The organism is Nocardia sp. NPDC050412 (assembly GCF_044458825.1).
Lineage (GTDB): Bacteria > Actinomycetota > Actinomycetes > Mycobacteriales > Mycobacteriaceae > Nocardia.
In genome coordinates, this window is sequence record NZ_JBITIJ010000015.1 from 92,173 (window position 1) to 111,207 (window position 19,035).

Consider the following 19,035-nt stretch of genomic DNA (forward strand, 5'->3'; position numbering starts at 1 on the left):
CATTTTTTCTGCAGTGCGCGCGTGGGGGTGCGGTGGGCCGGGACCTCGTGCGGCCGCCCCCCCCCGCGCGGGCCCCCTGGCGCGCGCGCCCGCTGCGGATCGGGCGCCCTCGACCGAGTTCCCATGATGTCCGAATCGGCCAAACCACCTTCGGCCAACCGGACCCGCCTATCCCCCTGCCCCCTCCCCCGAAAACCCGAGCCCCCTTCGTCCCACCGCGCTGAATCGCCTCCGGCCACCCGAGATCCGGCCTCCGCCGAATCACCCTCGGACCCCTGTCGCCCCGATCCGGACTCGCCCTCCCCAGATTCCTCCGCCCCGGCACGACCGAGCCGTGCAGCGTTCCACCGCTCCCGATCTCGACCCGACTCGATTTCACCCGCCGAGAATCCGTCGCTCCCTCGATCGTCCTCGGACCACTGGCCGCGGCCCGACTCGGACTCGCCCGACCGGAAATCAGCAGCCTCCGGACCGAACTCGGACAACCAAGGACCGCCCGACCGGGAAGACCAAGAACCGGCATCCACCGAGTCACCCTCGGACCACTGCACCCGGCCTACTTCGGATTCATCCGAACGAAACCCGTCGGCGTCCGAGCCACCCTCGGACCACCGGCCACGCCCTAGCTCCGGCTCCCCCGAACGGAAACCGGCGGCCGCCAAGTCGATCTCGGACCGCCGACTGCGGTTCCGCTCGATACCACCCGGCCGGAGACCGGCGGCCTCCGAATCGCTCTGAGACCACCGCACCCGATCCGGCTCGGGCTCACCCGAGCCAGTAGAGGGCGGGATGGGTGGGCGGCCTGAGGCGGAGAGTAGTTCGTTCAGGCGGCGGCGAGCCTCGGTTACGGGGTCGGGCCGCGTTGGATCTGGTGCGGGCCGGGTGGGATTCGAGGCTGGGTGCCGAGGGGGCATCGGATCAGAAGTCGGCGGGGACCTCGGTGGCCGCGCCGTCGGCGGTCACGTCGGCGCCGATGCCGAGCTTCTCCTTGATCTTCTTCTCGACCTCGTCGCGGATGTCGGTGTTCTCCAGCAGGAACTTGCGGGCGTTCTCTTTGCCCTGGCCGAGCTGGTCGCCCTCGTAGGTGTACCAGGAGCCGGACTTGCGGATGAAGCCCTGCTCGACACCCATATCGATGAGCGAGCCCTCCTTGGAGATGCCCTGGCCGTAGAGGATGTCGAATTCGGCCTGCTTGAACGGCGGCGAGACCTTGTTCTTCACGACCTTCACGCGGGTACGGTTACCGACCGCATCGCTGCCGTCCTTGAGCGTCTCGATGCGGCGCACATCCAGGCGCACCGAGGCGTAGAACTTCAGCGCCTTACCACCGGTCGTGGTCTCGGGCGAACCGAACATCACGCCGATCTTCTCGCGCAGCTGGTTGATGAAGATGGCGGTGGTGCCGGAGTTGTTCAGCGCACCAGTCATCTTGCGCAGCGCCTGGCTCATCAGACGCGCCTGCAGACCGACGTGGCTGTCACCCATCTCGCCCTCGATTTCCGCGCGCGGGACCAGCGCGGCCACCGAGTCGATGACGATGATGTCGATCGCACCCGAACGCACCAGCATGTCGGCGATTTCCAGCGCCTGCTCACCGGTATCGGGCTGGGAGACGAGCAGCGCGTCGGTGTCGACGCCCAGCTTGCGGGCGTAATCGGGATCGAGCGCGTGCTCGGCGTCGATGAAGGCAGCGACGCCGCCCGCGGCCTGGGCATTGGCCACCGCGTGCAGTGCGACGGTCGTCTTACCTGAGGACTCCGGACCGTAGACCTCGACGATGCGGCCGCGCGGCAGACCGCCGATGCCGAGCGCCACGTCCAGGGCGATGGATCCGGTCGGGATCACCGAAATGGGCTGGCGCGCCTCCTCACCGAGACGCATGACCGCGCCCTTGCCGAAGCTCTTCTCGACCTGAGCCAGCGCCAGCTCGAGCGCCTTATCACGGTCGTACGCCTGTGGTGCCATATCCTGATCCCCTTTTCCGCCGGGTAAGTCTCGTTCGTGGTTGGCGCCCACATTAGAGGGCGGCACCGACAAGTTCTGACGACCAGCCTAGACGAACAGGTGTTCGAGTCAAGCGACGCGCCCGACAACACGCGCCCCGAATTCTCCGACACGGCAACCGCCGCGCTACGGCCGATCGCGGCCGATCGCAGCCCTTTTTCCGAGCGCTGAACCGATCTTCACCGCACCAGTGAAATCCGATCACTGTCCAGCAACGTCTGCGCCTGCTTGTACACCCGCAACGCGGGCGTCACCTCCACATCCGTGATCCCATCGAGTGCACCCAGCCGCTGCGTGACATACCGGTAGAGGTGCGCGGTATCGCGACACATCAGCGACGCCATCAGATTGGTCGGCCCGGTGGTCGCGGCAATGAAGACGATCTCCGGGTGGGTCGCCATCGCGGTGCCCACCGCCTCGAGATCCGCCGGTCGCGCGCGCAGCCACAGCGCCGCCCGCACGGCGTACCCCATCCGTTCGATCGCGAAATCGAGATCGAAGTACAGCACACGAGATTCGACGAGCTCGGCCATGCGACGCGCCACTCGCGTTGCGGTCCAACCGATTTCGGCGGCGATCTGGGCGTACGGCGCGCGACCGTCGCGACCGAGCAGCACCAGCATCGCCTCGTCCTGCGCCGAAAGTTCCACCGGCGCTTCCGGTCCCGTATCGGCCCGCCACAGTGGCCGCGTGCCGAGTTCGCGCAGTTGCGCCGCGGTGAACAGGTGCCCGAAATGCGGCCATTCCTCGTCGAGCGGGAAGCGGTGGATCACCTCGTGGGCCGTCAGTCCGATCACCTGACTGGCCTGGGGCAACGTCTGCATCAACAGCTTGTCGCGCCGCTCGACCGAGCGCGGCCTGCTCACGCAAGTCACCTCGGATCCGGTGGACAGCAGGGTCACCCAGCTCAGATCCGGAAAGCGGGCCAGCGATTCGGCCAGCCGCGCCGCCTTGTCCGGAGTCGACCGCAGCCGGATCACCCAGCGCGCATGCCCGAGCGGCACCGCGTTGACCTGCCCCGACACATGCAAAATGCCGCGCTGCCGCAGCGATCGGTAGCGCCGCGCCACCGTCTGTTCCGAAACCTCGAGGATGGCGCCGAGCTTGGCGAACGGGATGCGCGCATCGGTCACCAGCGCGTGCAGGATCTGCTTGTCGAGGACATCGAGTATGGAGGAATCCACGCCATCTTCGAATTGCACAGGAGGAATCTAACGCACATTGCCGTGTGACTATGTGGATATCAACGCCTGCCGCACTCTGAGTGTCGATATCATTCGAATCGCCTCGGAGGCTCCCGTGAGGAAATGGCTGCCCTTATTCGCCGCGTGCCTGGGCACGCTGATGCTGCTCATCGACGTCACCATCGTCAATGTCGCGCTTCCCGACATCGCCGCCGATCTCGGCACCGGCCTGTCCGGACTGCAGTGGGTGATGGACGGGTATGCGCTCGCGCTGGCCGCGCTGCTGCTGGTGCTCGGTTCACTGGCCGATCGGGTCGGTGCGAAGCGCGCTTACCTCGCCGGACTGGTGGTTTTCGCGCTCGCCTCGCTGATCTGCGGGATCGCCGATACCTCGGCGAGTCTCATTGCGGCGCGGGCACTTCAGGGCATCGGCGGGGCCGCGATGTTCGCGACCACCCTGTCGCTGCTGCACTCCACCTACACCGGCCGTGATCGCGGTGTCGCCTTCGGCGTCTGGGGTGCGGTATCGGGTGCGGCGGCTGGAATCGGCGTGGTGCTCGGCGGTGTGCTCACCGAGGCACTGTCGTGGCGTTGGATCTTCTTCGTCAATCTGCCGATAGCGGTATTGGCGATCGTTTTGACCGCGATCGTTTTCCAGCCGTCGCCGCGGCATGCGGATCGGGCCATCGACGTGCCGGGCATGCTGGCGTTCGCGACGGCCGCGACGGCGGTCACCTACGGTGTCATCCGCGGCGGCGAACACGGCTGGTCCGATGGTCCTACGCTGTTCGCACTGGCGCTCGGCGCGGTCGCACTGCTGGCCTTCGTATTCGTCGAATCCCGCAGTACTGCAGCGATGTTCCCGCTGGCCCTGCTCGGCAATCGCAACTTCGGGGCCACCCTTGTCTCCGCGTTCGGGCAGACGTTCGCGGCCTTCGCCGCCACTCCCCTGATTTCGCTCTGGCTGCAGCAGCAGTTGCATTTATCGCCCATGCGCGCCGGACTGGCCATGCTGCCGATGGCGGCGACGGCATTCGTGGTCGCCGGTGCATTCGGCAAACTGCTGCACGACGTTTCGCCGAAATGGACGATCGGCGCCGGCCTGGTGCTGGTCGGCGTCGGCACCGGGTTGATGACCATCATCGATATCGGATCATCTTGGGCCGCATTGGTTCCCGGATTCGTGGTGATCGGCGCGGGTATCGGCATCAACGCGCCCGCCCTTGTCGCGGTGGGGATGGCGGCGGTGCCGCCGCAGCAGGGCGGGATCGCCGCAGGTGCGGTGAATACCGCACGGCAGCTCGGCCTCGCACTCGGCGTCGCGGTGCTGGGCACCGTATTCCGTGAAGTCGCCGATGACAGTCGGCCGATGACATTGTCGCGGTTCGTGGATGGGTTGGATGCGGCGTTCGCAGTCGCGGCCGGAGTCGGAATCGTATTCGGCGTGATCGCATTCGGGCTGTTCCATCGTCAACGTCAGGTTGCCGACGTCCCGGCTCAGGCGCAGACCGTGGTCGTCTGAGCACCGAACCGGCGTCGCCCTCATCAGACCCGGCAGGCCGGGCACCCCACACGGGGTGCCCGGTACGAGCGCGCCGCACTCATCGATTACTGCTGCGGCAGAACGGATTCGTCACCTTCCGGGCGCGGGCCGAAGATGCGGCGTTCGGAGTCGTCGATGCGGACATCGTTGATGCTGGCCTCGCGCCGCGACATCAGACCTTCCGGGGTGAACTCCCACTGCTCATTGCCGTAACTGCGCCACCACTGGCCGGATTCGTCATACCACTCGTACTGGAAGCGGACCGCGATGCGGTTGCCTTCGAACGCCCAGAGATCCTTGCGCAGTGCGTACCCGTTTTCGATGGACCACTTTCGGGTGAGGAAATCGACGATGGCGGCGCGTCCGGTGAAGAACTCGTCGCGGTTGCGCCACACCGATTCCTCGGTGTACGCGGCGGCGACGCGCTCGGGATCCCTGGTGTTCCAGGCATTCTCGGCGGCACGCACCTTGGCCTTGGCAGATTCCAGGTCGAACGGCGGCAGCGGAGGTCGCATTTGCGATTCCCTTCTCGGGTATGAGGTCAGGGGTTGACCGGGGAGAGTTCGGCCGGACCCCAGCGGAGCTGGCCCGCGCCGTGGACTTCGACCACTTCCGTAATGGTGAAGTCGATCGAGCACTGTGCTCCGGCAGTGAAGGTTTCGGGTGCCCAGGACAATTCGGCGGTTCCGCTGAGTTGAAGGGTTGCGCCGGTGGTCCAGTCCGGGACCAGAATGCCGCAGCGTGGGTTCACCGCGATGTTCCCGAGTGTCATGAACATCGAATTGCCCTGATAGTCCGGCCATCTCAGCCGCGTAGGTGAAAGCACCTGCAGGAAATTGGGATTCCCGCCGCGATGGGAGGCATCGGCATTGCCACCGGTATCCGCGGTGGCGATGAAGAAGGCATCCGCCGCGGCGATCAGCGCGCGCTGTCGCGCATCGAGTTCCGTGCTATGTAGGGGCGCTGGTAGGTCGATATCGGGGCCATACGACTCGATCTGCCTGCGCGAGATGTACTTCGGACAGTTCGAATACACCTGATCGACGGTAATCAGCAACCCCGCCTCGGTTGGCACCGCCGATCCGTTGACGCGCATTCGCCTTCGCCGCTGCGGCTGCAGCGCAATCATGCCGATCCGGGCAGGACGAGTCAGCGCTTCATGTAATGGATCTCCAGCGGCCGGAAAGGCATCGATCGCGATCGTCCCGGCGTCGATGACATGCACGAACCCCGGCGGCCCGACCACGGCGCCTGCCCACACCCGTCCCTCGAGGTCCGTGGCGCCGATCACAACCATCGGTTGCTCAGCCAGGAAACCCGCTGCGATATCGGGGATATCGGCACGAATCATCCGTCCCACCCGATCGGCGATATGCGCCTGGCCCATTCGCTGCTGCACGGCGACCTCGCCCGAATGAAAGTGGCTCATCAGGATCCTCCTGACATGTTCAATAGCGTTCGGGCTCAGAAGAATCCACAGGTCGGAGCGGCACCGCTGGGCGCGGGAGCGGACTCGGCGCCCGTGGGTGCGTAGACCTCGAGGCGGATACCGTCGGGATCGGTGAAGAAGATGCCGCCCGAGGCGACGCCCTCGCCGTGCGCGACCACGCCATTGTGGGCAAAACTCACCGAGAGTTCCCGCAGCAGCGCCTCGATCGAACGCACCTGTTCGATGGTGTCGACCTGGAATGAAAGATGATGCAGGCCAGGGGTTTCGGCGGAGAACGTGCCGTTGGACTGCTGCCAGAGGGTCAGCACGAGCTTGCCGTTGGCGCCGAGGAAAGCCCAGCGCTTGTCGTCGTCGGCACTGGCAGCGAGCTGCTCGAAACCGAATGCGCGGCGATAGAAGTCCACCGATCGGTTCAGGTCGGAGACATTCAGGCCGATGTGCCCGGTAGCCAACTCGGGCGCGATAGCTGTCGTCATCGTGATCCTCCTCGGAATTTATAACTTCTCAAGATAGTTTTGACAGTTAGAACATAACGGGCGGCGATCTGCGCGTCAACCTCTAAACTCAAGTTAGCTAGTTAGAACGGTGGTGTTTGCGCTGGAGACGAAAAGGAGATCGTTACCCTCAGGTATGCCCGATCCACGCCCCCACCTCGGTGAACCGCTGGCACTCGACCTGCTGAACACCCGATGGAACCAGGACGGACCACAAGATCTGCTCACCGATGTCACGGGCCTCGGCACCTGGCTCACCACGGCCGGGCTCGACGATCGCGCGAAGGCGGACGAACGGACCCTGCAGGCGGCACTCGCCGCCCGCACCGCCATCTACGATGTGGTGAAACATGCCTCGCACACCGCGCTCAACGAAGTGCTCGACCACGGCCGGATCCGACGCACCCTGACCGATACCGGGCCCGCCGATATCGTCGACGTACCCGAAACCGCCTGGCTCCCCGGCTGGCTCGCCGCGGACAACCTGCTGGGGCTACTGGCCGAGGCACCCGACCGGATCCGCCAGTGCGCCCATCCGGACTGTGTGCTCTTCTTCTACGACACCTCGAAAAACGGCACCCGCCGATGGCATTCGATGGCGACCTGCGGCAACCGCACCAAGGCCGCACGCCACTACGCGAAAAAGAGCTGAACTCAGAAGAGTTCGTCGAGCAGTCGGTAGTAGTCCAGTCGCCACCGGTCCGGCTCGGCGAGCCCATAGGCAGCGTAGAACGCGCGCAATTCGTCGGAACCGAAATCCTCGAGCAGATCGCGTTGAGCCAGGGCCAGGTCGCGGTATCGATCCGCAACGCCCAAGCCACCGAGGTCGATCAACAGACCACCGGCCAGCACATTGGACGGAGTGAAATCACCATGCGCGATAACGAGATCCTCCTCCGGTGGACGATCGGCGAGCAGTCGTTGGTAGATCTGTTCCGGCGTCAGCCCTCGATTGTCGTCGTCGAAGTCGTCGACATCGACCAAACCCTCGAGCACACGGCGCCGCGCCTGCGCCAGCATGACATCCAACCTGCCATCGAACGGGCAATCGGCGACGGGAATGTCGTGCAGACGCCGCAGCAGTTCGCCCATGACCGCGCCCACCGATTCTGTCGGCTCGGCGGCCAGACTCGGCCGACCCGCGTCGGTGAGAACCAGGACATCTGCTTCGAACACAGCAATGTCCGGTAGTTGAAGCCCCTTGCCCCGCAACCAATTCAGCCGCGCATATTCGGCCGCGGCCCGCGGCCCCCGCTTGACCCAATACGCACCATTGACGTGCGCAACACCGCCGCTCATACCCTCGTGTTCATCCGACCAGGCGGGATTGTCACCCAGCACTGCGGCGACCTGCGGCGGCAAGGTCGTGGGCAGGTCGTCGAGGAAGTCGAGAGTGGTGCGCGTGGATTCGATCAGCTCGGCATCCCCCTCGACGACGCGCAGTTTCAACGCCTCGGTGAGCCGCGCCCTCGCCTCGGACATTCTGCCCTGTTCGGCGAGGGCCTTACCCAGGTGCTGCAGCGCGAAGGAAAGGACCTCGGAATCGCTGGCTCGGTCCACAGCTCGGCGATACAGCGTTTCGGCGGTGACGGTGTCACCCCAGTAGCGGTAGACATCGCCGAGGTTGATCCAAACCGACATCCGACGATAGTCACTATCGGCGAGTTCGAGGGCGCGATCGAGGTGATCGAGGGCCTCGGCGTAGCGGCCGAGCAGCATCAGCTCGATGCCGATCTTGCGGAATTCGGCGAAGTCGACCGGCCGCGACGCCGCGACGCGAGCGGCCAACTCCCCATGATCGGTGGGGATCATGCGCAGCCGCTCGTCGAAGCCGTAACCGTGGTCAGTCACCAGCGTGATCTCGGTATGTCGAAGTCGGTGCAGAGCGCACGCCACACGTCACGCGGGTCGATGCCCGCCTCGATGGCGGCGGCACCCGTCCGCCCACCCAATGCCGGGATGGTGTGGTCCCTGAGCAGCGCATCGCCACGGGCCACACCGAACTCGGTGTGCAACAGCTCCTGGAACTCGGTCAACCGCACCGTATTCAAGATACTCGCGCCGATGCGGCCGCTCACTCGGGCCGTTCGATCGGCGGGCGGGATCGGCTCGGAAATGGCCGAACAGGCGCTAGTGGGTCCGCACACTGAGCACGTCGTGACAGATGCGGATGGGGTCGACGACATCTGCGATACCCGCGGCTGCTCGTTGCGCGGCCGCCCGATAGCCGGGTGTATTGAGCAGGTCGAGGACCGCAGAGCGCACCGCATCAGCGGTCAGCGGTCGGACCAGGATCGAACTGCCTTGGCGGGCAGCGCGATTGGCCAGTTCCCACTGGTCGCCACCGCCGGGGACCGTCACGATCGCAACACCCGCGAGCAGAGATTTCGCGAGCAAACCGTGGCCACCGCCACCAACCACCACCGAGGCGTGCGTGAGCAGTTCGTCTTGGCGGCCGAGTCCAGCGGTTGCCCATGGCGGCAGATCGGCAGGCGGAGTGTCGAGCATGGAAATGGCCACCCGGACACCCGCTCCGTCCAGCGCGTCCAGCACGGTTTCGACCATGCCCGCGACACCGGTATGCGCGGTCGACGGCGCCACCATGACCAGCGGCTCGTCGCCGGGCGGTGGTTCGAGGATTTTCGGAGTGGGCTCCCACAGCAGCGGGCCGACGACGTGGGTGTGCTCGGGCCAATCGGGGCGCGGCACCTCGAGGGCGGGCAGGGTGGCGATCAGGCGGGCCGCCGGACCCGGATCGGTGGCGGGCAGTCCGACACTTTCACGGGCCTGCTCGCGCTGCCGCACACCATTGCGAATGGCGCGGGCGGTCATGGTGCGCAACATGCCGTCACGCAGGCGGCCGCGCACCCCCTCCCCAGGCGCGAGGCCACTTCCGATGGGCGGCAATGCTTTCGACGGTAGATACAGCGGATGCGGCGATAGCTCGACCCACGGCACCCCGAGTCGCTCGGCAGCCATCCCGCCACCCGCGGTCAGCACATCCGACACAACGAGCTCGGGAAGCATCGCGCTCAAATCGGGCAGGATTTCGGTCGAAATATGCGCCGCGCGCTCATGAATGCGCTGACCGGCATCGCTGTCGTCGTCGACCGTGCGCGGCGCGAGCCCCTTGAGTCTGCGCACCGCGACGCCCGCCCGCTTGGCGGCGTCGAACCAACGCGGTCCGGTGAACAGCACCGGATCGTCACCGGCGGCCAGGAACCGTTCGCACAGCGCCAGCGCCGGAAAAGCATGGCCGGGATCCGGCCCGGCAACAACGGCAACACGCATGCGGCCAGCCTGCCACATCGATCTCGGAACTCGGTGCGACGCCGATCGGGTTCGGGAGAGCAACCGATGTGCCCCGCGCCAGCGTTCATCGAAATACCATTCGGACGCAACCGGAATGCCTGCTGGTCCGCACCACTCCGCCTGGATAGACCGATTTCAACACTTCCCCACCCATCCGTTACCCTTGCTCAACAACACCGGTCCGGGTGGCGGAATGGCAGACGCGCTAGCTTGAGGTGCTAGTGCCCTTTATCGGGCGTGGGGGTTCAAGTCCCCCTCCGGACACAGACAAGACGTTACGTCACCCGTTCTACCTGCGGTTATGCAGAAAGGATCAGGTGACAGCTTCGAGCCGAATCAGTGCATAACCGCAGGTGGGGAACTCTGTGGGGGTTCAATTCGGGTTCAGCTGAGAGAATCCTGAGAAACCGACACGTCGGCCAGGGGAATCATGGACAGTCATATCACGGAAGTCGTTCCGGCTCTGGGGAAGTCGGTTGCGGCCTTCACAATCTGGGATACGGCGGTCCCGCTCGCTACGCCGATCAGAAGGGGGCTTTATGCGGAACGCTCGACCGTCCCTGGTCGACGCTCACACGCCGGTCGCATGACAGGCGAGATCAACGGAACTCAGCGTCGTCGTCCCGCACCGATCAGGTCAGCGCGTCCGTCGAGGCATCTGCAATCATATCGACGGACGCATTGCGTGGTATCTGCTCAAACGCCTCAACCGCCGCCTCGAGGAACTCGGCGTATCGGCGTGCCCAATCCCGAGCGCCGACGTTGTACGAGTGTGCTGCGGCAACGCTCGCGCCACCCATGGCGGCTCTGTTCCGAAGCCGAAGGAGTTCGGTCCACGTTTTCTCGAGAGAGTAGGGAGTGCCTGGCCACAACTCTCCTCCACCGATGCTTCCCATTATCCGTTTCAGGTCGTGCGCGATGCGAATCATGGTCTCCGCAGGCTCGGACTCGATCGTCCGCAGGACCGAGGAATCGCTATACGAGAAGTCTTTCAACGCACTCCGACCTCCGACTCGCTTGGAATTCTAGGAACTCAGCCGCCGGAATCCTGCCTACCGCCGCCACCTGGGGCGCGACCTGGATGATGCGCAAGCGTTCCGGGCCGGTTGTTTGGGCGTCAGGGGGCTCCGAATCGGGGATGTTGGAGGCTTGCGAGTCGAGTTCAAGGGGCTCCACCAGTGGTGGTGTGTCCGCAGGAACTGCGGAGACGTCGCGGGCGAAGTCCTGGGCTTGGCGCTCCATCTCGGCCTCGGTGCCAAAGGCTGCGACCCTCAGTCTCTGCACCTACGCCAGCATGGCGCGTGCTGGTGAGGAATTGTCAAACCCTGTGGATTCGGTGAGTTTCAGGCGACCTCCGTTCCGGTGGTGTCGGCCGCGCCGGCTGTCGACGCTGGTGTGATGTCGCGGGGGCGTTCGAGCAGCTTGCCCTTGTGGAAGAGCGCGCCGGCACGGACGAGGGCGACGAGTTCGGGTGCGTTGACCTTGCGCCAGCGGGTTTGGGCGGAATCGATCAGCTTGTAGGCCATAGCGATTCCCGCCGCCCGCGAGCCCGGCCCCTTGGTGACCTTGGTCCGAAGACGAACGGACGCGAAGGTCGATTCGATGGGGTTTGTGGTGCGCAGATGGATCCAGTGCTCAGCCGGGTATCGGTAGAACTCGAGCAGCACATCGAGGTCGTCGACGATCTTCGCGACTGCTTTGGGATATTTTGCGCCGTAGTCGATTTCGAACGCTTTCACCGCCAGTTGCCTCTTGTCGATGTCCTCGGCCATGTAGATATCCTTCATGGCCGCGACCGCCCCGGGACGGTGGTCGAACTGCCCGATGTCGAAATAGTCGCGACGATGGACGCCTCGACAATGAACTTCTCCGGCTATAATATAGTGGGCGCTCAGTTTAATAACTGGAAACGCGGCAGGACGCGAGACAGGAAGGGTTCCCTACCGGGACGCCGGACCGATGACGACCCTGACGCCGGAACCGTGCCGGCCCGGACGCTAGTTAGACGAAATCAACGAGGTCACAATGGAATTCGATGGCAAGGTAGTTGTCGTCACCGGAGGCAGTCGAGGGTTGGGCCAAGAGATGGCCCAGGCCTTCGGCGCCGAGGGCGCCCACGTTGTGGTGACGAGCCGAAAGGTCGCCGACTGCGAGGTGGTGGCGAAAGCCGTCGAAGCGCTGCACGGGCGGCGGACACTGGCCGTGGCGTGCAATGTCAGTGAGTGGGCGCAGTGTGACACCCTGATCGACAGCGTGTACCAGGAATTCGGTCGGGTCGATGTGCTGGTGAACAACGCCGGACTGTCACCGCTGTACCCGTCGGTCGATCAGGTCACCGAGGCGTACTTCGACAAGGTGATCGGCGTGAACCTGAAAGGTCCCTTCCGGTTGGCATCGGTTATCGGTGCACGGATGGCGGAGAGGGGCGGTGGCTCGATCGTCAACATCTCCTCGATCGAGGCGATACGCCCGGATCCCAATGCGATTCCTTACGCGGCCGCCAAAGCCGCGCTGAACAACCTCACCGAAGGCTTGGCACAGACGTTCGGGCCGACCGGCGTCCGAGTCAACGCGATCCAGTGCGGGCCCTTCCTCACCGACATCTCCCAGGCGTGGACCGACGAAATGCGGGTGCAGTTCGACAGCCAGGCGGCGCTGCGCCGCTGTGGAAAGCCTGACGAGATCATTGGAGCGGCATTGTATCTCGCAAGCGAAAAGGCATCGTTCTGCACAGGTGCCGTACTTCGGCTCGACGGCGGGGTCCGATGAGCAGCGTCTGCGCGACCGCGAGCTTCGGGATTCCCGGGGTCGAGTTGTCCGCACTCGCCGGCTGGATGGATGCCAATGGCCTTGGGTGCGGGCCATTAACCGACATCCGCGCCATCGGGGGCGGCACTCAGAACATCATGCTGCGATTCACCCGCAGCGCACGGGAATTCGTACTGCGCCGAGGCCCGCTACATCCGCGCGCGACGACCAATGACAACCTGCGCCGGGAGATGCGGCTGCTGGCGGCGTTGGCCGACACCGCCGTGCCACATGCCCGGCTGATCGCCGCGTGCCTCGACGAATCAGTGCTGGGCGAGTCGGTGTTCTACCTCATGGAGCCGCTGGCCGGTTTCAACGCAGCGGTCGAGTTGCCCGTACTGCACGGCTCGGACGCGGGCGTTCGCTATCGGATGGGACTCGCGGCCGTCGACGCGCTGGCAACACTGAGTACGGTCGACTACAAGGCGGTGGGGCTGGCCGATTTCGGGCACCCCGAGGGCTTTCTCGAACGTCAGGTGCCGCGCTGGCTGCGCGAACTCGAGTCCTATGCACAGCTGGACAATTACGACGGACACGGCCTGCCCGTCGAGTCGGTGGCCGAGTGGCTTACTCGCAACCGGCCGTCCAGCGGCCCGATCGGGATCATGCACGGCGACTACCACCTCGCCAACATCATGTTCGCGCCCGATGGGCCGCAGGTGGCGGCGATTGTGGACTGGGAGATGTGCACGATCGGCGATCCGATGCTGGATCTGGGCTGGCTGCTGGCGACTTGGCCGGAGCCGGATCGGCGGATCGACATCATCGGCTCTGCACTCACGGGCGCAGGCGGACTGCCGCCCGCGTCGGAACTCATCCGACGCTACGGCGAACGCACGGGCCTCGATGTGTTGGCCGCAGACTGGTACGCCGTGCTGGCCTGTTTCAAACTCGGAATCATTCTGGAGGGCACCCATGCGCGGTCGTGCGCCGGGCTCGCCTCCGTCGATGTGGGGCAACGGCTGCACACCAATGCGGCGGCTCTGTTCGCCCGAGCACACCACCTGATCGACCACAACTGATCGTATTCACGAATCGAGGACCGATATGGCATGGGATTTCTCCACTGACCCCGAGTTCCAGAAGAAACTGGACTGGATCCGGGACTTCATCCGCGCCGAAGTGCTTCCGCTCGAGACTCTGAGCCTGGATTGGGCGCAGCTGCGCCGTGCCATCGCACCGCTGCAAGAGCAGGTGAGGCAGCAGGAGTTGTGGGCCGCGCACCTGGACCCGGAACTGGGCGGCCAGGGCTATGGCCAGGTCAAGCTCGGGTTGATGCACGAGATCATCGGCTCCAGCTGGGTGGCACCGCTGGTGTTCGGCAATCAGGCGCCGGATTCCGGCAACAGCGAAATCCTCGCCGCCGCAGGCACTTTTGAGCAGAAGGCACAGTACCTGGAACCGCTGCTGGCCGGCGAGAAATACTCGGCCTTCGCGTTGACCGAGCCCGGCCACGCGGGTTCTGACCCGACTCGCCTGTCTACCACGGCCTTGCGCGACGGTGACGACTGGATCATCAACGGCCACAAGTGGTTCGTCTCCAACGCCTCGACGGCGGATTTCATCATTGTCGTCGCCGTGACCGACCGGGAGGCCGAAAAGCACCGGCGCGCATCACAATTCATAGTTCCGATCGGCACGTCCGGGGTACGGATCGTGCGCGACCTGGCTACCATGGAACATCCGATCATCCAGCCGAACCACTACCCCTCGCACGCCGAGGTGCTGTTCGACAATGTCCGGGTACCGGCCACCGCGCTGCTCGGCGGCATCGGTGACGGCTTCCGCATCGCCCAGAAACGGCTGGGGCCAGGCCGCATCCACCACTGCATGCGGTGGATCGGGCAGGCCAAGCGGGCCTTCGACATGATGTGCGAACGCGCCGCCTCGCGCGAACTCCACAATGGTGTGCTGGCAGAAAAGCAGACCGTCCGGAACTGGATCGCCGATTCGGCTGCCGAGATCCAGGCCGCGCGCCTGATGACGTTGAACGCGGCATGGATGATCGACCAGCACGGTACCGCGGCCGCCCGCAAGGAGATCGCGTACATCAAGTACTACGGGGCGAAGGTGCTACACGACGTCATCGATCGCGCGATCCAGGCACACGGCTCACTCGGCTACTCCGCCGACTTGCCTCTGGAAGGGATGTACCGGTCGGCGCGCGCGGCGCGCTTCTACGACGGCCCCGACGAGGTACACCGGGACAGCGTCGCCAAGCTGATCCTGCGCAACTACACGCCTCCGGCGACAGGCATTCCCACCGAGCACCTACCCACTCGTCGGGCCGCGGCCCAGCAACGGTTCGCGGAACTGCTCACCGCCACCGCCGGCTGAGCGCTCAGGCCGAAGAAGCGGCAAACGAGTAGCTATGCGGCCCCAGGCGCGATGATTACGCACGCGAACCTGAACGCGCTTTGCCTGTCACTCATCAGTGCTTTTGTCCTGCCGACGCGCCGATGTGGTCTCGGTCGCGATACCGCTGTTCCACTCTGGTGGCATCGGATCAGCGGTCCCACGGCTGTTCTTCGGCGGTCCGACGGTGAAGCTCGGCTCCGTGGGCGTGGCGACCTCCGCAGTCGAGGTGCGGGTCGGACCGGGCCCGCCGCAGCTGCTGGCTTGGCGAACCGCAGTCCTAGCGACCCAGGCCGTCGATGACCATCGCCTGGAACTCCCCCACGATCTCATCGATGCGCTGACCGCGGCCGGGCCGGTACCATTGCGCGACCGAATTCATCATTCCCAGTAGGCCATTGGCCACGATGCGGTTGGCGCGTGTGAGCTCGCCCGCGCGGTATCCCTGTTCGAGCACACCTTCCCAGCAATCCTGGACTTCTTGCCGCAGCGCCTGTAGTTGCCGCATGTGCTCCGCGCTGAGGGCGTCCGCGTCGCGCATCTGAACAAGCACTTCACGCTGATGCCGCACGATGATGCGGACGTGAGCGTCGATGAGCTGGCCGAGCTTCTCGACCGGGGTGGCGTCTGCGGTGACGACCTGCTGCGCCCCTGCCAGCGCCTTCATGGTGTAGCTTCGCAGGATCTCCCACAACAGCTCTTCCTTGCACTTGATGTGGTAGTACAGCGCACCGGGCTGCAGGTCGGTCCGGTTCCCGATCTCGGCGACACTCGTGGCGTGATAGCCCACCGTGGAGAACAGCTCGATCGCCACCTCGAGAATCCGCTCCCGCGTCGCCTCGGTACTACTGGCCAGACTGCCCCGGGGTCGGCCCCGACGTCGAGGACCGCCGCTAATCGACTGATCAGGTGCACTCACGAGTACACAGTCTAGGTGGCTGGTGTCGAACGGCCTTTTCGATGATCACGCGGCCTGGTGGGTGCAGGTTCGGCTGGTCTTGGTGATCGTTGTCGCTGATCGGTTGTGTCCTGTTGTGCCCTTTGTTGTTTGGGCGTCGGTCACGAACTGTGGCCGGGTATGCCTCAGGCGCAGGCCGGCGTGCAGCCGTTGCTGGTGTGGCCGATCCCGAGCATGCGAGACGTGCGAGATTGACCGCGGCGGTCAGTAGAGCGAAGTCGGCGCTGATCTTGGCTCGCCGCGGACGCAGGCGCGGCGTACGAAACCAAAACCGGGTCAGCGGTTCGGGTCGAGCACGATCTTGCTGACGTCCTGGTCGCGCGACGCGTAGAGGGTGTAGGCCTCGGGCCCCTGACTCATCGGCATCCGGTGCGAGACAACGTCACCCGGCCGGATTCGGCCGCTGCTCGTCAATCTGAGGAGCACGGGTAACTCCGCTTGCACGGAGCACAGTCCGATGGCGAATTCCAGCTCCTTCACTTGGGCGTACTGCATCGGAAACGGCAGTGCAGGACTCTGATTGACGCCGATGACGCTGACTCGGCCACGGACCCGGACCAGCTTGACCGCCAGCACGATGGTCTCATCGGAGCCGACGGCGTCGATGACGGCATCGAGGCCGGTTCGGCCGACGATCAACCGTACTTCGTCGCGAACGTGCTCACCCGCTGCGAGTGCGGTGGCGCCCATGGCCTGCGCCCGACTGCGACGCGACTCCACGGGGTCTATGCCGATGACGTTCGCCGCACCCATCGCGAAGGCGCACTGGACACTCATGAGCCCGACGGGCCCAAGGCCGATAACGACGACGTTGTCACCGGGAGCGATCCGGGCGCGCCGACATCCGTACCACGCCGTCGGTGCGTTGTCCGTCAGCACGATCGCGGCTTCGTCGCTCACGTCATCGGGCACGGCGACGAGGTTGCGGGCGGCATGGGGCACGAGCACCTGCTGGGCTTGCGTGCCCTGGAGCTTCGGACCTATTCCGTAGCACGATTCGCTCCAATGCCCAGACTTTGTTAGGCAGGCGGCCACCCGACCGGCGCTGCACTCGTCGCACGTCGCACAGCCGACGGAAGCAGGGATGAGCACCCGGGTTCCGACAGCCAGATCTCCCGAGTCCCGACCGGCTCGACTGATGATGCCGAGCGCCTCGTGGCCAACCGTGTAGCCGATGGCGTCGCTGAATCCGTGACCGTTCCAGATGTGCAGGTCGCTGCCGCAGATCCCCGCCGCAACAACGTCGACAATCGCCTGATGCGGCTCGATGATGGATGGTTCGGGGGCGTCGGCGAAGGCGATGTCCCGAGGGCCACGGTAGACAAGAGCCTTCACGGAGTGCCGCCGTCCAGTCCGAGCATCGCCAGGCTGCCAGCAGTCGCTGCGTCCGTGGGCAGGACGAAAGCAGCCGCGTATAGCTTTCCACCCAATTTCTTACTCCGAGTTCTTCTGAAAGTCGGTGCTATCAATCACGATTGGTTGAGCAGGGCGTCCGGCTACGACACCGCGACTCGGGCACGCGTCGCGGCGAATTCGAGTGCTGCCGACCAACTGGCGCGCTCGGCTATCAAACGGCGGTATTTCATGATCTCGCGCGGTTCGTTCATGGTCAGCACTCCGGCCAGGCGTTCGCCACTGCGGTACAGCGCCACGAATCGGCCGTCGTTCACGTCGCCACAGACGACGCGCACTTCGCCCTCATCCGGCACGCCGACGAACTGGATGCGACTGTCGTACCAGTCGGACCAGAAATATGGCACCGTCGTGTACGCCGAGAGGGGATGCTCGCCGAGCGCGTTCCGCGCCGCGATTGCTCCCTGTTCCGCAGCACTCGTCCAGTGTTCGAGCCGCATCTCGCGGCCGAAGAGGCTGTTGCGCCAACGCGCGACATCGCCGGCCGCATAGACGTCGGGCACCGAAGTCCGCAGATACTCATCGCAGATCACACCGTTGTCGACGCGAACGCCTGAGCCGGCCAGCCAGTCGGTGGCGGGTGTGGCCCCGATGCCGATCACAACCAGGTCCGCGTCCAGGACGGTGCCGTCCGCCAGCCGGACCCGCTCTACCGAGCCTTGCCCATCGATCGCGGAAACGCCTACACCGCAACGCAACTCAACACCATTGCGGGTGTGCAGGGAGCTACACGCCGGACCCATCCGCTCACCCACCGCCCGCACCAGCGGCACCGGAAACGCCTCGACGATCGTGACATCGAGTCCCCGTTTGCGGGCCGCGGAGGCCACCTCCGAGCCGATGAAGCCGGCCCCTACGACCACGGTCCTGGCTCCGGCATCCAATGCCGACCGCACGGCGCGCGCGTCATCCAGAGTGCGCAGGGTGTGGACACCCGACAGTCCCTCGGTTCCGGGGAACGAACGCGCCGTAGCTCCCGTCGCGATGACCAATGCGCGATAGGGGTACTCGGAGTCGCCGACTTCGACGACTCTGCGCTCGGTACCGAGTCGCGTCGCCGGTGCTCCGAGGACGAGTTCGACGCCGAGCTCGCCCGCGAGCATCTGCTCGGTGCGAAAGTGCGTCTCTTCCGGTTCCGCGTTGTCCAGGAACGCTTTCGACAGTGGGGGCCGATCGTAGGGAAGATGCTTCTCGGCTCCGATCAGAGTGATCGGACCGGTATAGCCGCTCTTGCGCGCGCCCTCGACGGCCCGCAACCCGGCCAGCGAGGCTCCGACGACGACAAGCGGTGCTGTGGCGCGGGCTGGGCACACGGTCACTCCTCCACCAGCGTCAACGCTTCCGTCGGACAGCCCTCGCACGCCTTCTTGACATCGTCCAGCAGCCCGTCGGGGACGGTGTCGCTCAGCAGGACGAGCTCACCTTCGTCGTTCACTTCGAAAACAGTCGGTGCGAACGATTCGCAAATGCCCAGGCCGGTGCACTTCGTCCGGTCGAGTTCGATCTTCATGTCG

18 protein-coding genes and 1 tRNA gene are annotated in these 19,035 nt (G+C 65.2%); 6 read left to right on the forward strand and 13 right to left on the reverse strand.

Annotation, left to right across the window (positions count from 1 at the left end):
• Positions 1 to 918 precede the first annotated feature (918 nt).
• The gene (gene recA / locus ACIBI6_RS33160) at positions 919 to 1,965 is read right to left on the reverse strand and encodes a recombinase RecA (RefSeq protein WP_364343058.1); all 1,047 of its coding nucleotides are present in this window, start codon (positions 1,963 to 1,965) and stop codon (positions 919 to 921) included.
• 218 nt (positions 1,966 to 2,183) lie between these two features.
• A complete protein-coding gene (locus ACIBI6_RS33165) occupies positions 2,184 to 3,206 on the reverse strand; it encodes an Lrp/AsnC family transcriptional regulator (RefSeq protein ID WP_364342077.1) in 1,023 nt (340 codons plus the stop codon).
• Between the two features lie 97 nt (positions 3,207 to 3,303).
• Between ACIBI6_RS33165 and ACIBI6_RS33170 the strand changes: the two genes are divergently transcribed.
• The gene (locus ACIBI6_RS33170; RefSeq protein WP_396958856.1) at positions 3,304 to 4,710 is read left to right on the forward strand and encodes an MFS transporter; all 1,407 of its coding nucleotides are present in this window, start codon (positions 3,304 to 3,306) and stop codon (positions 4,708 to 4,710) included.
• Between the two features lie 86 nt (positions 4,711 to 4,796).
• Here the strand turns inward: ACIBI6_RS33170 and ACIBI6_RS33175 are convergent, their stop codons facing one another.
• The 3 genes from ACIBI6_RS33175 to ACIBI6_RS33185 are packed head-to-tail and all read right to left on the reverse strand — an operon-like array spanning position 4,797 to position 6,657.
• Complete coding sequence (locus tag ACIBI6_RS33175; RefSeq protein WP_396958857.1) at positions 4,797 to 5,246, reverse strand: nuclear transport factor 2 family protein; 450 nt, start codon at positions 5,244 to 5,246, stop codon at positions 4,797 to 4,799.
• A 26-nt stretch (positions 5,247 to 5,272) separates the two neighbouring features.
• The gene (locus ACIBI6_RS33180) at positions 5,273 to 6,160 is read right to left on the reverse strand and encodes a pyridoxamine 5'-phosphate oxidase family protein (protein WP_396958858.1); all 888 of its coding nucleotides are present in this window, start codon (positions 6,158 to 6,160) and stop codon (positions 5,273 to 5,275) included.
• A gap of 35 nt (positions 6,161 to 6,195) precedes the next feature.
• Entirely contained in the window at positions 6,196 to 6,657 is a 462-nt protein-coding gene (locus ACIBI6_RS33185) for a VOC family protein (RefSeq protein WP_364342089.1), read from the reverse strand.
• A 154-nt stretch (positions 6,658 to 6,811) separates the two neighbouring features.
• On the opposite strand from ACIBI6_RS33185, the gene ACIBI6_RS33190 reads away from it, so the two are divergent.
• Positions 6,812 to 7,327: a CGNR zinc finger domain-containing protein gene (locus ACIBI6_RS33190; protein WP_396958859.1), complete on the forward strand. Its 516-nt coding sequence runs from the start codon at positions 6,812 to 6,814 to the stop codon at positions 7,325 to 7,327.
• Between the two features lie 2 nt (positions 7,328 to 7,329).
• On the opposite strand, the gene ACIBI6_RS33195 is transcribed toward ACIBI6_RS33190, so the two are convergent.
• The 3 genes from ACIBI6_RS33195 to ACIBI6_RS33205 all read right to left on the reverse strand — a co-directional run bounded on the left by ACIBI6_RS33195 (position 7,330) and on the right by ACIBI6_RS33205 (position 9,966).
• A complete protein-coding gene (locus ACIBI6_RS33195; RefSeq protein WP_396958860.1) occupies positions 7,330 to 8,526 on the reverse strand; it encodes a phosphotransferase in 1,197 nt (398 codons plus the stop codon).
• Complete coding sequence (locus ACIBI6_RS33200; RefSeq protein ID WP_364342098.1) at positions 8,523 to 8,717, reverse strand: DUF3046 domain-containing protein; 195 nt, start codon at positions 8,715 to 8,717, stop codon at positions 8,523 to 8,525. Before ACIBI6_RS33200 ends, ACIBI6_RS33195 begins: the two co-directional genes overlap by 4 nt.
• Positions 8,718 to 8,805: 88 nt before the next feature.
• Entirely contained in the window at positions 8,806 to 9,966 is a 1,161-nt protein-coding gene (locus ACIBI6_RS33205) for a glycosyl transferase (protein WP_364342101.1), read from the reverse strand.
• Between the two features lie 200 nt (positions 9,967 to 10,166).
• Between ACIBI6_RS33205 and ACIBI6_RS33210 the strand changes: the two genes are divergently transcribed.
• Positions 10,167 to 10,251: transfer RNA gene (locus ACIBI6_RS33210), tRNA-Leu, on the forward strand.
• A gap of 1,079 nt (positions 10,252 to 11,330) precedes the next feature.
• On the opposite strand, the gene ACIBI6_RS33215 is transcribed toward ACIBI6_RS33210, so the two are convergent.
• Positions 11,331 to 11,888, reverse strand: a complete 558-nt coding sequence (locus ACIBI6_RS33215) for a transposase (RefSeq protein ID WP_396958894.1) — start codon at positions 11,886 to 11,888, stop codon at positions 11,331 to 11,333.
• A 124-nt stretch (positions 11,889 to 12,012) separates the two neighbouring features.
• Here ACIBI6_RS33215 and ACIBI6_RS33220 point away from each other — a divergent pair, with 124 nt between their 5' ends.
• The 3 genes from ACIBI6_RS33220 to ACIBI6_RS33230 are packed head-to-tail and all read left to right on the forward strand — an operon-like array spanning position 12,013 to position 15,132.
• Positions 12,013 to 12,756, forward strand: a complete 744-nt coding sequence (locus ACIBI6_RS33220; RefSeq protein ID WP_396958861.1) for an SDR family NAD(P)-dependent oxidoreductase — start codon at positions 12,013 to 12,015, stop codon at positions 12,754 to 12,756.
• Positions 12,753 to 13,817, forward strand: coding sequence for a phosphotransferase family protein (locus tag ACIBI6_RS33225; RefSeq protein ID WP_396958862.1), 1,065 nt, complete (start codon positions 12,753 to 12,755; stop codon positions 13,815 to 13,817). Before ACIBI6_RS33220 ends, ACIBI6_RS33225 begins: the two co-directional genes overlap by 4 nt.
• A 25-nt stretch (positions 13,818 to 13,842) precedes the next feature.
• Complete coding sequence (locus ACIBI6_RS33230) at positions 13,843 to 15,132, forward strand: acyl-CoA dehydrogenase family protein (RefSeq protein ID WP_396958863.1); 1,290 nt, start codon at positions 13,843 to 13,845, stop codon at positions 15,130 to 15,132.
• A gap of 298 nt (positions 15,133 to 15,430) precedes the next feature.
• Here the strand turns inward: ACIBI6_RS33230 and ACIBI6_RS33235 are convergent, their stop codons facing one another.
• From ACIBI6_RS33235 to ACIBI6_RS33250, 4 genes are all read right to left on the reverse strand, one after another.
• Positions 15,431 to 15,964 (reverse strand): TetR/AcrR family transcriptional regulator, encoded by a 534-nt coding sequence (locus ACIBI6_RS33235; protein WP_396958864.1) that lies wholly within the window; start codon positions 15,962 to 15,964, stop codon positions 15,431 to 15,433.
• 420 nt (positions 15,965 to 16,384) lie between these two features.
• Positions 16,385 to 17,443 (reverse strand): zinc-binding dehydrogenase, encoded by a 1,059-nt coding sequence (locus tag ACIBI6_RS33240; RefSeq protein WP_364342116.1) that lies wholly within the window; start codon positions 17,441 to 17,443, stop codon positions 16,385 to 16,387.
• Positions 17,444 to 17,604: 161 nt separating this feature from the next.
• On the reverse strand, positions 17,605 to 18,834 hold the full coding sequence (locus tag ACIBI6_RS33245; protein WP_364342119.1) for an FAD-dependent oxidoreductase: 1,230 nt from the start codon (positions 18,832 to 18,834) through the stop codon (positions 17,605 to 17,607).
• A 2-nt stretch (positions 18,835 to 18,836) separates the two neighbouring features.
• On the reverse strand, positions 18,837 to 19,031 hold the full coding sequence (locus ACIBI6_RS33250) for a ferredoxin (protein WP_327098883.1): 195 nt from the start codon (positions 19,029 to 19,031) through the stop codon (positions 18,837 to 18,839).
• Between the last annotated feature and the right edge of the window lie 4 nt (positions 19,032 to 19,035).

Bases quoted from the DNA above. Each gene is read 5' to 3' on its own strand.
- recA (WP_364343058.1), bottom strand. From the start codon at position 1,965: ATGGCACCACAGGCGTACGACCGTGATAAGGCGCTCGAGCTGGCGCTG.
- ACIBI6_RS33190 (WP_396958859.1), top strand. From the start codon at position 6,812: ATGCCCGATCCACGCCCCCACCTCGGTGAACCGCTGGCACTCGACCTG.
- ACIBI6_RS33175 (WP_396958857.1), bottom strand. From the start codon at position 5,246: ATGCGACCTCCGCTGCCGCCGTTCGACCTGGAATCTGCCAAGGCCAAG.
- ACIBI6_RS33220 (WP_396958861.1), top strand. From the start codon at position 12,013: ATGGAATTCGATGGCAAGGTAGTTGTCGTCACCGGAGGCAGTCGAGGG.
- ACIBI6_RS33250 (WP_327098883.1), bottom strand. From the start codon at position 19,031: ATGAAGATCGAACTCGACCGGACGAAGTGCACCGGCCTGGGCATTTGC.
- ACIBI6_RS33225 (WP_396958862.1), top strand. From the start codon at position 12,753: ATGAGCAGCGTCTGCGCGACCGCGAGCTTCGGGATTCCCGGGGTCGAG.
- ACIBI6_RS33230 (WP_396958863.1), top strand. From the start codon at position 13,843: ATGGCATGGGATTTCTCCACTGACCCCGAGTTCCAGAAGAAACTGGAC.
- ACIBI6_RS33180 (WP_396958858.1), bottom strand. From the start codon at position 6,160: ATGAGCCACTTTCATTCGGGCGAGGTCGCCGTGCAGCAGCGAATGGGC.
- ACIBI6_RS33185 (WP_364342089.1), bottom strand. From the start codon at position 6,657: ATGACGACAGCTATCGCGCCCGAGTTGGCTACCGGGCACATCGGCCTG.
- ACIBI6_RS33205 (WP_364342101.1), bottom strand. From the start codon at position 9,966: ATGCGTGTTGCCGTTGTTGCCGGGCCGGATCCCGGCCATGCTTTTCCG.